This is a genomic window from Anaerorhabdus sp. (genome assembly GCF_036641015.1).
GTDB lineage: Bacteria > Bacillota_I > Bacilli_A > Erysipelotrichales > Erysipelotrichaceae > Anaerorhabdus.
Window position 1 is genome coordinate 1 of record NZ_JAVWFO010000052.1, and the last position, 13120, is coordinate 13120.

The window sequence follows — 13120 nt, forward strand, 5'->3', positions numbered from 1 at the left end:
GATGAATCTCGTACACCATTAATTATTTCTGGTGGACAAAAACAAACTGCAAATTTATATATTCAAGCTGATCGCTTTGTTAAGGGTTTAAAAGAAGGCGAAGACTTTGAAATTGATGTAAAGGCTAAATCAATCATCTTAACAGATGAAGGTGTAACAAAAGCAGAGAAAGCATTTAAAGTTAAAAATTTATATGAACTAGAACATACTCAAACTGTTCATCATATTTCTCAAGCATTACGTGCTAACTACATCATGCATAATGATGTTGAATATGTAGTACAAGAAGATGAAATTGTAATCGTTGACCAAAATACTGGACGTCTTATGAAAGGACGTGCATATTCTGATGGATTACACCAAGCAATAGAAGCAAAAGAAGGCGTTTCAATTAAACAAGAAACAACGACACTTGCGACTATCACATATCAAAATTTCTTCCGTCTATATAACAAACTTGCAGGTATGACAGGTACTGCAAAAACAGAGGAAGAAGAATTCTTAAGTATATACAATATGCGTGTTGTAGAAATACCAACAAATAGACCTGTTTCTCGTATTGATTATCCAGATGCAGTATTTGGATCAAAGAAAGCTAAATTTGAAGCATTAGTTGAAGAAGTAAAAGAATGTCATGAAAAAGGACAACCAGTTCTTGTTGGTACAATTGCTGTTGAAACATCTGAGTTTATTGCGAAAATGTTAAAAGAACGCAAAATACCTCATGAAATATTAAATGCGAAGAACCATGCACGTGAGGCAGAAATTATTCAATTTGCTGGACGTAAAGGTGCGGTAACAATTGCTACAAATATGGCAGGACGTGGTACAGATATTAAACTTGGTGAAGGTGTGCGTGAAATAGGAGGTCTTGCAGTAATTGGATCTGAAAGACATGAATCACGTCGTATTGATAACCAATTACGTGGACGTTCTGGTCGACAAGGTGATCCTGGATATTCTCGTTTCTATGTTTCAGTACAAGATGAACTAATGGTTCGTTTCGGTAGTGAAAGAATGGAAGGATTATTTGCTCAACTTGGAGATGTACCTATTGAATCAAAAACAATTACAAAATCTATTGGTGGAGCTCAAAAACGTGTTGAAGGTGTAAACTTTGATTCTCGTAAAGCGTTACTAGAGTATGATGATGTATTAAGACAACAACGTGAAATTATTTATGAACAAAGAAACTTCATCTTAGAAAATGAGGATGTACATACTATCGTTGAAGATATGTTTAAACGTGTAATAACAAATATTGTAAGTTCACATGTTGATCATAGTGGAAAAGAAGATGTTATTAATATTCCAGAAATATTAGAAAATCTTGAAAAGATGGGATTTAAAGAGAAATTTAACCCAGGTGATTTACAAGATAAATCAGTAGAAGAATTAGTAGAAATTTGTACTAAACAAGCTTGGAAAGAATATGAAGAAAAGATTGAACCAGTAAAATCTCAAGTATTACCAATTGAGAAAACAATGGTACTAAAAGTAATCGATCGTGCTTGGGTAAATCATATTGATATTATGAGTAAACTACGCGATGGTATTGGTTTGCGTTCATATGCACAATCAAATCCACTACAAGCATATGTACAAGAGGGTTATGAAATGTTTGAAGATATGATGGTTCGTATTTCCCAAGAAATTGTGGGCTTCTGTCTAAATGTACGTATTGTTATTGAGGAGAAAAAAGCGTAATGGAACTATATGAAATAAAACAAAGCCTAGAAGCTTCAAAATTGAAGCTAAAACAACTAGGCGAATCTCTTTGACTTAACTAATAAACAAGCTATAGTAGTTAAGAATGAAGAAGAAATGGCGCAAGAAGGTTTTTGGAATGATCCAAAAGCAGCGCAAGTATTAATTCAAGAAACAAATGGAATCAAAGAATTACTTTCTTTATTTAAACAATTGAATACGCAATTACAAGGTATTGATGAATCAGTTGAGGAAATGAACAAAACATTTGATGAAGAATTAATGATGGTAATTGAAGAAGAATTTAAAGACACTATGAAGAAGTTTGAAGACTTTGAAATTAAAGTCTTATTAAGTCACCCATACGATAAAAACAATGCAATTCTAGAACTACATCCAGGAGCTGGTGGTACTGAATCACAGGACTGGGCACAAATGTTGTTTAGGATGTATTCACGTTGGGCTGAGGACAAAGGATATAAAGTTACAGTACTTGATTATCAAGATGGTGATGAAGCTGGCATAAAATCATGTAGCATTCTTATTGAAGGATACATGGTGTATGGATACCTTAAAGCTGAAAAGGGAGTACACCGTTTAGTGCGTATTTCACCATTTGATTCTTCAGGTCGACGACATACGTCATTTGCATCTGTGGATGTAATGCCACAATTCAATAATGAGATTGAAATTACAATAGATGAAAAAGATCTAGATATAACAACAATGCGTGCAAGTGGCGCAGGTGGGCAACATGTAAATAAAACTGACTCAGCTGTTCGTATGGTACATAAGCCAACAGGATTTATGGTTACTTGTCAAACAGAGAGAAGTCAAATCCAAAATCGTGAACATTGCTTAAACATGTTAAAATCAAAACTTTATCAACGCATGATTGAGGAACAAGAAGCAAAAGTAAATGCTATAAAAGGTGAACAAAAAGCTATTGAGTGGGGATCACAAATAAGATCATATGTTTTCTGCCCATATACATTAGTAAAAGATCATCGTACAAGTGTTGAAGTTGGAAATGTTTCAAGTGTCATGGATGGAAATATTGATGAATTCATTTTTGGATATTTAAAAAGTCAAATACAATAAAGCGGACCTAAGGGTTCGTTTTATTATGCAATATTTTTTTGCTGTTATACTTGACAAAGTCAAGTTAAAGAATATAATTGACTATGTCAAGTAAAAGGGGGTCAACAATGGAAGAGAATTTAGTATTGTATATGACTAAACTTAGAGAAAGTTTTATGAGTTACTACAAAACTAGAATTGAAGAGATTGGATTATCAAAAGGACAGCAATACTTCGTACTAGCAATTGGAGCAAGTAAAAAATGTTCTCCAAATGAAATTTCTCAATTTGCAAAAATGGATGCAGGGCATACAACTAGGTATATTAATCGATTAGTTGATTCAGGATATGTAATAAAAACTCCAAATCCAAACGATGGAAGATCATGTTTCATTGAGTTAACAATCAAAGGTAAAGAAGCTTATGAAAAATCACGTAATATATTTTCTGAGTGGACAAAAAATAAAATGAAGAACTTAACTAAACAGGAGAGTACATGTTTATTTAGTTTATTAGCGAAATTATTTGATGAGAAAGAAGATGAGATTAATGGATAAATTAGTATTAAATTCAATAAAAATCAATCAGATTAAATTGAAAAATAGAGTGATATTTGCACCAACATCATTGGGATTATCTCACAAGGAAACAATAGAGAAATATAGAGAAATTGCTAAAGGTGGAGTTGCGATGATTATTGTTGGTGATGTACCAGTATCAAAAAGAGGATTCTTATCTATGTATAATAAGAAATCAAAACAGTATTACAAAGATATTATAGAAGCAGTGCATAATGAGGGGGCATTAGTTTGTGCGCAATTACATGAGTCAGATTCCAAATTCACATCACTAATAAAATATATTCCGCTAGTATTAGTAAAGAAAATGACTCCTAATGATTTAAGAAATAAATTAAATGAAAGTGTACCTAAATTTATATCTAAACTATCGACACGTAAGATTAATGACATTATCAAAAATTTTGCAGATGCATCTGAAAAAGCAACACAATTAGGATTTGATATGGTTCAAGTACATGGAGATCGTATATGTGGTAGTTTTAGTTCATCAATTATGAATCAGCGGGAAGATGAGTTTGGTGGAAGTGCCGAAAATAGAGCTAGATTTGCTAGTGAATGTGTTAAAGCTATTCGCAGAAAATGTCCAAATATAGCAATTGATTATAAACTTGCAGTACGTCAAGAAAATCCTCATTATGGGAATGCCGGAGTATTATTTGAAGAACTAAGTATATTTGTACCAATATTAGAAAAAGCCGGTGTAAATAGTTTCCATGTAGCTTTAGCAAATCATGGTGAATTAGAAGATACCATTCCACCATTGAATCACCCATACTTTAAAGAGCAAGGTTGTTTTCTAAAATATGCTGATGAAGTTAAAAAATACACAAACTTACCTCTTTGTGGTGTAGGATGTCTAGAAAAACCAGAGTTTATTGAGGAACAATTAAAAAATAATCGTATTCAAATGGTCGCTATGTCAAGACAACTTATTGCGGATAGTGAATGGGTTAATAAGATCAAAAATAACGAAGAAAAAACCATTCGCTATTGTATAAGATGTAATCAAAAATGCTTAAAAGGAATGCAAGCACATCAAGGTGTTCATTGCATCTATGAAGGGAAAATATAAAATGAAAAGCGCAATTATTTATTCAAGTAAAACAGGTAATACACAATTATTAGCAAATGTAATCAAAGAAAATATAGAAGAAGACTGTGAGTATATTGGTATGCCAAATACCGATGTAAACGCAGAGTTATATTTTGTCGGATCATGGGTAGATAAGGGAAATTTTGACGGTGTAATTTTAGAGTTTTTAAAAACATTAAAAAATAAAAAAATATTCTTATTTGGAACAGCAGGATTTCAAAATAGTAAACCATATTATGATCGTATTTTAAATTGCGTTAAGCAATCAATCGATGAATCAAATGAAATTATTGGTGAATATATGTGTCAAGGTAAAATGCCAATAGCAGTAAAAGAAAAATATGAAGCTATGGATTTAGCAAATGCTAAGTTTAATGTCTCAAGTTTTATTGAAAACTTTGATTTAGCATTATCACATCCAGATAGTGAGGATTTAGCAAGACTAGAAAATATTATTAAAAATATATAGGAGAAAAACTGATGAAAACAAAATATTTAGCATGTTTAGTAACTTTAAGTTTATTGTTAATAACAGGGTGTACATCAACAAATAAAAAATTTGAAAGAGGAACCTTAAATAATAATTTATATAAAAATGAATCATTTAATTTAGAATTTACTTATCCTAGTGATTTACAACAAACGGGTAAGGAATCAATTGCATATTTGTATGGATGTCAGCCAATAGAAAACGAAGCGTGGGCAACAACATTTGAAAAGTGTAAAGAAGAAAAAAATACAAATTATTATTGGGATGTTGCATTAGAGAGTACAGATGGTTCTAAGTTTACGGGAGTATTAATTGAGGATATTTCGATTAGAGATAAAAAACCAACTGTTCAAATGCTTATAAGCGAGCAAATGGATGCTGCTAAAAAATGGGCAGGAGAAGAGGTTTTTATAACATCACCATATGATATGGATGTGAATGGACAAACGTTTAAGGCCTTCACATATATCGCTACATCACCATCAAATCCAGACGAAGATTATTTTGGTATGACAGCAATTCGTATTGAGGGGAATTATTCGATACTACTTTCAGTTACAGTAAATTCAACCGATAAGAAGGCTTTTAATGATGTAGTTAAAATTTATACAGGAGTTACAAAATAAAATTAAGCACATGATCATTTCTTCATGTGCTTTTAGTTTGCGAATGTTAGTTTTAGTTTATTTGGATTATAGTTATTTGGTGATTTAATTGTATATACTAATGCATCTATTTCATCTTCATTTAGTTGACTTGGAGCTTTATTGAAATAGTGATTACTAGCTTGTTGGATACCGTAACAATTTTCACCAAAATAAATAATATTGATATATAATTCTAATATTTCATTTTTTGTATATTTTGATTCTAAATCATGAACTACAAACAATTCAGCAACTTTGCGATCTAATTTTTTTCCAAAAGAGAAATAAAGATTTTTCGCTAATTGTTGCGTAATGGTACTTCCACCTTCTTTGTATTTTCCTGCTAACACATTTTTATACATTGCGCGAGTTATAGCTATTAAATCTACACCATCATGATTGTAAAAACGATGATCTTCAGATTGAATTAAAGCTTTAATATATTTAGGACTTACTTCATCAATAGTAACAAAATTATCGTTAGATCTTATGGTTGTTACTAACGTTGATAATTCTTTTTCTTGAATAGCTTCTTTATACATTTCATATCCTGAATTTACAATTGGAGTTACTAAATGGAAAACAATTAATGAGAATGAGATAAATGTAAATAATATAGCTTTTCTCATGTTACCACCACCTTATGAATGAATTATAATCAAAAAGAAAAACCAACACCTTAATGTTGGCTTACGATAATCTTACAATTTTGTCATTATTTTAAATTAATTGAGATATTTGTTGGATTGATATCAGATTTTGCTAGCATGGATTTAATATATGATTTAGTATCATCATCTTGTTCAATTAGCCAAGCATAGAATTCTGATTGCATAAATTCATCACGTATTTCATTGATAGTACCTGCAAAATAGTAACAATTTAGTGTTCCTTTTGCATCTTTAAGAGCTGCAATTTGTTCAGGTGTATAGTTTTTATCAGTGAACTTAGATGAACTTCTCGATGTTGATGATGCCTTAAAATAATCATAAGAATAGTTTTCAAAATTTAATAAATTTACATCATTAGAATTTTCTGTAGCCCATAATTCTACATCGATATCTTTAGTTTGATAGTTGAAACTATCGAATGGTGTATATGTGATATCACCATATTGATTGGTATATACAAGTAGTGAACTCGAACAAATATCAGTGATAAGTCCGTTACCTAATTCTTTTTGTGCAATTGTTTGTGCATGGATATGACCGCTTAGGTTAATACGTATATTTTGTTCGTCAAAGATTCGTTGTATTTTTAAAGTATTAAGACAAGTGTAGGATGAATCAAAGAATTCATTGTGTTTAATAATGTTGTGATGAGTTGAACTAATTAGTTCAACACCTTTTTCTTTTGCAATTTTACCTATTTCTTCAATCCAATCAAATGTTTCAGTTCTTAATGCTCCTGTGTGTTCTGCACCTAGTGAGGTGTTTTCTTGATAGCGTGAGGTATCTAACATGAGTATCCATGCATTATCACGTAATTCATATACATAACTTAGTGAGTGGGGATCTTTATATAATGCATTTTTATATCCACAGTTTTGATATATTGATGAAAACTCTTCAGGAGAGACCGTTAAAACAAATTCCGATGGACTGCCATAGGTACGTGATGAAGGGTTTAATATATCATGATTACCTGGTATTACCAGTGGTTGAATCCCTTCTTTGATTAAACGTTCTAGTTGTAGAGCTAACCATTGATGCGATTGCTTTTCTCCTTCAAGAGTTAAATCACCTGTTAAAATTACAAATTCTGGTTTTTCTTTAATCATTTGGTCAATAAAAATCTCAGTAATTTCTGGTGAGTAGTTAAGTAAACGACCATCTCCATTATTAAGTGAAATATCATCATATAATTCTTTATTTTCAATTAATGTTGGATCAATAACATGCAAATCAGTTGCGACTGCCATGTGTATTGATTCTGGTAAGTTTTTATTTTCTTTGTTTGAACATCCCATTAGGGAAAGTATACATAGTAATAATAATATTTTTTTCATATTCTAATTATAGAAGTAAGTAAAATAAAAATCTACTAAAGATTAGCTTTAGTAGATTAATTTAGTTATTCTATTGAATTAATTGATACAACTACACCATTTGATTGTTGGAATGAAATTTTAGATCCAACTTTGATGAAAGGTAAACGATCATCAACAGTAATTACGGCTTTATAAATTACATCATCATCTTGAATAGTAATATAGAATGTAGTGTTCCCATCAATAACAACACTTTGGACATCGGTTACGGTACCGATAATTGCATCACCTGTTATTAGCTCGGTGTTGTTAGATGAACCCATAATTTGAAGGTATGCTTTTGCAGCAGCAACTAATCCTTGAGAACTATCTGTTACTTTTACTCTTTGATAATCTTGAACATCAACAAATGCATAAGCTTTTACAAGTCCTGCACTATCTTTCAATGAAGATAAATAAGTTGGCCGATTATCTAAGTTTATTAATAGTGGGAAAGTTGAGATATATCCTTTTTCTTGTACAGCACCTTCAGCGGAAGCCATAGCACTGAATTCCTCTGCGCCAGGAACAGCATAGAATTTAGTTTCTTTTGTTCTTAGATTAATAAGTACAAATCCAATATTTGATTGATCAGCAGTTGCTGAGGTAATACCTGTATAAACAAAGATATCTGTTTCATCTGCTAAGTAAGTATATCCTTGCGTTGATATACGTACATTCTTTTGCCCAATAAAGCTATTTAACCAACCATCTTGGTAAGAACCCCAAGAGTTGATTTGGTCGACAACAAGGTTTGCTGGATAAACGTGGTCTACCCACTTAGGTACATCAACTACATCGTGGTATTCAGATGAACCGTCGATTGGGTTAGTAAGGATTACTCCTTTAACATCAGGTAACATTTCAATCCATTTAACCTTTAAGACTGGCGTTACAAAGTATGGATTTCCTTGATCATCAATTTCAAATACTGATGTTGATAAAATTTCAGTTGGATATTGGAAACGAATGTGACGTTGTAGATTATCATTTAGGTAACCACTAGAAACATATTTCATTCCATCTTCTAGCTTAATTAAACTAGCTTCACCGGTAGTACTATCTACCATAATATAGCCAGGAATACCTTCTGAACGGTTATTAATCCATTTAAAGAATCCGTTATATTCAAGTGGCGTTACACGTACTAAGCGACCATTATAACTAATTTGAGTATATTGATCAGAAACACTGAATTGTGAAATTAATTCAGGTAATTGTCCCATTACACGGTCACCAACTTTTTCAGTACTTAACTTGTCAAGTAATGGTAAGTTGCTTAAATCAACAGGTTTAATATCTTCTGCAAAGTTACCATCGGTAACTTCAATTCTATTTGCATAAGTTTTACTAATAAATATAGGTGAGTGTAATACTCCGCCAAGCACTGCAATTACAATGATGGCACCAACTGCAACAGTTAGGTAAAAAGAATTACGAATAGTTGTAAGTGGTTGAGAGAAATTAACTCCTACTGTATAAACTAGATAAGTAACAAATAATATTGCTCCGAAAATAATAAGTGATGAATACGATTGGATAGATAATGCAGGTAGTAAAACATAGAAACAACCAAACGAGATAATAAGAAATACTAAGATAGCTAATAATAAATTTTTGTTCTTTTTCATTTAGACCTCTTTCTTTTGTTTATGAAACTTATATTTATTTACTAATTTAAGTAATAATAGAAACACTAAGCATCCAAATACAATGCCGGATGAGTCTATTAATACATCAGTAAATTCACATGATCTTCCGGGGGTAAACCATTGAATTGATTCATCAATACAGGGAACGATAAAGAAAAATCCAAAGTTCACTATTTTTGATTTTACAAATGGTTTATTTAAACATGCATATGCAATCACAAATCCTAGAAAACTATATTCTGAAAAATGGGCTAGTTTCCTAATGAAGTGATGTAATGTTTCGTATTCAGTTTGAATGTGTAGATTACTTAATTGTTGGTAGACAAATGTTGTTACTGTACTGCTAAGTTCTTTAGATGAAATAGCAGGAGTAAATGAATTCATGAATATGAATAGAATAATTAAAGCGACTAAAACCCAACAATAACGTTTTATGAATTTCATTTTAACCTCCTATAGTAATGTATCATAACATATTTATGATTAAAAGTTTATGTTATAATAAATCAGTAAGTTTGAGGTGGATAATGAAGTTTAATATAAGAAATGCGATTTTGATATTATTAGGAAATTTTTTATTAGCATTAGCAGTGGGTTTTTTCATACTGCCGTATAATATTTTATCTGGGGGTGTTGCTGGAATCGCCGTTGCACTAAGAGTATTTGTCGATATCCCAACAGATGTGATGGTTAATGGATTAGTTATTGGATTATTCTTTATTGGTTGGATATTATTGGGTAAGGATTTTGCGGTGAAAACTGTTGTAAGTTCATTTATTTATCCTATTTTCTTAACTTTTATAACAAACTATTTAACACCGCCATTGTCTTTAGATCCCTTACTTTCTTCATTTTATGGGGGAATTATTGCAGGGATAGGAATAGGAATGGTTATTAGAACAGGATCCAGCACAGGGGGAATGGATATTCCGCCATTAGTAGTTCATAAGTATACGAATATGTCGATAGCTACATTAATTTTAATTACAGATGGATTAACAGTAATGCTTGGCTTCTTTGCTTATGATTTGGAATCAGTATTAATAGGAATTATATCAGTATTTACAACTAGCTATGCAATTGGAAAAGTACTATCAATAGGTGGTCAAGATTCTAAATCGGTTCAAATTATTTCTGTTGAACACGATAAAATATCAAACATGATTCATGAGAAATTGAGTCGAGGAACTACTATAACAACAGCACGTGGTGGGTATACAAATGATGAGAAACAAATGATATTAGTAGTTGTTTCAAATAATCAATATCCACAACTAATTGATTTGATTAATGACGCTGATCCAAAGGCATTTGTGATTACAACAGATGCTACAGATGTTCATGGTGAGGGGTTCAGTATAGGATATCGTGTTTAAATTGATTGTGTTATAATATGTTAGTTAGGAGATAACAGAATGATTACTTTAACAGGTGTAAGCAAAACTTATAAAAACGGTGTAAATGCCTTATATGATGTAAACCTTACAATCAAACAGGGTGAGTTCGTTTATATCATTGGTCCAACTGGATCTGGTAAATCGACTTTAATAAAACTTCTTGATGGAGAGGAAGTACCAACTAAGGGAAATGTTGATGTAGTTGGAATTAATGTTGGAAAATTAAAACATTCTAAAGTTCCTTTGTATAGAAGAAACATAGGGGTTGTTTTCCAAGACTTCCGTTTATTAGAAGCTAAAACAGTATTTGAAAATATTTCATATGCATTAGAAGTAATTAATATGAAAAGAGATATTATTCGCCATCGTGTGCGCCAAGTTATGAACTTGGTTGGACTTGATGATAAAGGTAGTTCTTTCCCAAATGAACTATCCGGGGGACAACAACAACGGGTAGCTATTGCAAGAGCAATTGCCAATAAACCCAAGGTATTAATTGCAGATGAACCTACTGGGAACTTAGACCCAGTTAAATCGGATGAGATTATGGTCCTTCTTGAAAAGATTAATCGTGAAGAGGGAACAACAATCTTAATGGTTACTCATGATATTACATTAGTTAATAAACATCGTAAAAGAACGATAGTATTAGAAAATGGTCATGTAGCAGCTGACTTATCTGAAGGAGGCTATATTAAACATGTTCAGTAGATTTTGTAGACATATTAAAGAAGGCTTCTTTGGTGTAGGACGACATGCAGCTATGTCAATTTCATCGGCATCAGCAGTAACGATTACTTTAATTATTATTTCAATTTTTGCGATATTCACAGTCAATGTTAATAACATGACTACAAAAATTGAGGGTGAAGTTCAAATATCAGTAATGATAGATTACAATTATGAATCAGCAGAAAACATTGATCGTATTGGTTTGGCGATAAAAGCAATACCTGGTATTGATACAGTAACATTTTCAAGTAAAGATGAAGAGTTTCAATATTATATAGATAGTTTTACGGATGAACACGAAAAAGAAATATTTGAATCTTATCGTGAGGATAATCCAATGCATAATGCATACTATGTAAAGGTGTCTGATGGTAATAATCTTGAAGCAGTTACGAGCCAAATAGCTCAAATTGAAGGTGTATTTGATACTAACTATGGTGGAAACAGTTCTGTAATGTTAGTGGATGCACTAAATTCGGTAAGAGCGGGAGGTCTTGTAATTGTAATAGCGTTGAGTTTACTTGCTATTTTCTTAATTCAAAATACCATTAAAGTTACAATCTTAGCACGTGCTAATGAAATTGCAATTATGCGTAGTGTTGGTGCTAAAAATGGATTTATCCGAGCTCCATTTGTTGTTGAAGGAATGATTATTGGTGCTTTAGGTGCAATTATTCCAATATTTGTAACAATCTTTGGATACATTTATCTTTATTCAAAGTTAAATGGTGTTCTAATATCAAGTATGTTCGTGTTAATTTCGCCACATCCATTTGTTTTGGAAGTATCATTATTACTTTTAGGAGTAGGAATGCTAGTAGGATTAATTGGTAGTTTCTTATCAGTTACAAAGTATTTGAGGTGGAAAAGATAATGAAAAAATTAATAAAATTAATGTTGAGTTGTTTGATGATTCTTGGTGTTGTTGTTCCTGTAATCGCTGAAGATTATAGTAATAAAGAAGAATGGAATACAAAATGTGCTCGAACTGATTTAACTGAAGAAGAGAAAACGGCTTGCGCTGGCTATGTTCAGTATATAAGCGATCAAAGTAGTTCACTTGCCCAAGAATTGGCAGCAATAGAAGCTGAAAGAGCTGAGATTGCTAAGAATATTCAAAAGTATGGTGAAGAAATCAAAGGATACAATGCGAAGATTGCGACACTACAAGCTGAAATAACAACGCTAAATGGTCAAATCTCTATTAAAGAAGAAGAAATAAAAACAAAAGAAATAGAAATTGCTGATAATGAAGCAAAAGTAGAAGCTCTTAAACAAAAGATGAAAGATCGCATGGTTGCAAGCCAATCATCAATGCGTTTAAATCAATATATTGATATCATCATGGGAGCTAAAGATTTCAATGATTTGATTCGTCGTACTAATGGAATCGGTGATATTGCAAGTTATGATGAAAAAACTAAAAATGAATTAAAAGAATTAATAGATTTATTGAATACAGCAAAAGCTGAACTTGAAACAGTTAAAGCAGAATTAGTAACACAAAAAGAAGAAGTTCAAGTAAAACAAAATGAAATCATAGTAATGAAACATAGAGCAGAAGTTGCGATACAGGAATCACAAAAACAAGAAGCAGAGTTGGAAGCAAAAGGAAATCGTATTGCAGGTAATATTGATCAAATTAAAAAAGATTTAGCTGCAATGAGTGAAACAATTGATACAATTCCAAGTTCTTCTGGTTTCTTAAGACC

14 protein-coding genes are annotated in these 13120 nt (G+C 31.6%); 10 read left to right on the top strand and 4 right to left on the bottom strand.

The genetic code is table 11. The features are described from left to right. The 6 genes from RR430_RS07645 to RR430_RS07670 form a co-directional block, all read left to right on the top strand. Positions 1 to 1707 (top strand): preprotein translocase subunit SecA (locus RR430_RS07645; RefSeq protein WP_332508858.1); only part of this gene is annotated, 1707 nt, incomplete at its 5' end. Beyond that, a protein-coding gene (prfB, locus tag RR430_RS07650) for a peptide chain release factor 2 (protein WP_332508859.1) occupies positions 1707 to 2808 on the top strand; the annotation gives its coding sequence in 2 pieces (ribosomal slippage) (positions 1707 to 1778 and positions 1780 to 2808; 1101 coding nt in all). The genes RR430_RS07645 and prfB, both read left to right, overlap by 1 nt. A gap of 107 nt (positions 2809 to 2915) precedes the next feature. Then, positions 2916 to 3344, top strand: coding sequence for a bilirubin utilization transcriptional regulator BilQ (bilQ, locus tag RR430_RS07655; RefSeq protein ID WP_332508860.1), 429 nt, complete (start codon positions 2916 to 2918; stop codon positions 3342 to 3344). Further along, positions 3337 to 4440, top strand: coding sequence for a bilirubin reductase (gene bilR, locus RR430_RS07660; RefSeq protein WP_332508861.1), 1104 nt, complete (start codon positions 3337 to 3339; stop codon positions 4438 to 4440). Before bilQ ends, bilR begins: the two co-directional genes overlap by 8 nt. A 1-nt stretch (position 4441) precedes the next feature. Beyond that, positions 4442 to 4930, top strand: a complete 489-nt coding sequence (bilS, locus tag RR430_RS07665) for a flavodoxin family protein BilS (RefSeq protein WP_332488271.1) — start codon at positions 4442 to 4444, stop codon at positions 4928 to 4930. A gap of 11 nt (positions 4931 to 4941) precedes the next feature. Continuing rightward, on the top strand, positions 4942 to 5577 hold the full coding sequence (locus tag RR430_RS07670; protein ID WP_332508862.1) for a hypothetical protein: 636 nt from the start codon (positions 4942 to 4944) through the stop codon (positions 5575 to 5577). A gap of 32 nt (positions 5578 to 5609) precedes the next feature. Here RR430_RS07670 and RR430_RS07675 read toward each other — a convergent pair whose 3' ends face one another. The 4 genes from RR430_RS07675 to RR430_RS07690 form a co-directional block, all read right to left on the bottom strand. Next, complete coding sequence (locus RR430_RS07675) at positions 5610 to 6227, bottom strand: biosynthetic peptidoglycan transglycosylase (RefSeq protein ID WP_332488275.1); 618 nt, start codon at positions 6225 to 6227, stop codon at positions 5610 to 5612. An 86-nt stretch (positions 6228 to 6313) separates the two neighbouring features. Next, a complete protein-coding gene (locus RR430_RS07680) occupies positions 6314 to 7606 on the bottom strand; it encodes a metallophosphoesterase (RefSeq protein WP_332488276.1) in 1293 nt (430 codons plus the stop codon). 65 nt (positions 7607 to 7671) lie between these two features. After that, entirely contained in the window at positions 7672 to 9258 is a 1587-nt protein-coding gene (locus RR430_RS07685; protein WP_332488277.1) for a hypothetical protein, read from the bottom strand. Further along, positions 9259 to 9723: a VanZ family protein gene (locus RR430_RS07690; protein WP_332488279.1), complete on the bottom strand. Its 465-nt coding sequence runs from the start codon at positions 9721 to 9723 to the stop codon at positions 9259 to 9261. 83 nt (positions 9724 to 9806) lie between these two features. Between RR430_RS07690 and RR430_RS07695 the strand changes: the two genes are divergently transcribed. The 4 genes from RR430_RS07695 to RR430_RS07710 all read left to right on the top strand — a co-directional run. Beyond that, entirely contained in the window at positions 9807 to 10655 is an 849-nt protein-coding gene (locus RR430_RS07695; protein ID WP_332508863.1) for a YitT family protein, read from the top strand. 39 nt (positions 10656 to 10694) lie between these two features. Then, complete coding sequence (gene ftsE, locus RR430_RS07700) at positions 10695 to 11387, top strand: cell division ATP-binding protein FtsE (protein ID WP_332488282.1); 693 nt, start codon at positions 10695 to 10697, stop codon at positions 11385 to 11387. Next, on the top strand, positions 11377 to 12282 hold the full coding sequence (ftsX, locus tag RR430_RS07705) for a permease-like cell division protein FtsX (protein WP_332488284.1): 906 nt from the start codon (positions 11377 to 11379) through the stop codon (positions 12280 to 12282). The genes ftsE and ftsX overlap by 11 nt, the downstream gene beginning before the upstream one ends. Further along, on the top strand, positions 12282 to 13120 hold an 839-nt coding region (locus RR430_RS07710), incomplete at its 3' end, for a coiled-coil domain-containing protein (protein WP_332508864.1). The genes ftsX and RR430_RS07710, both read left to right, overlap by 1 nt.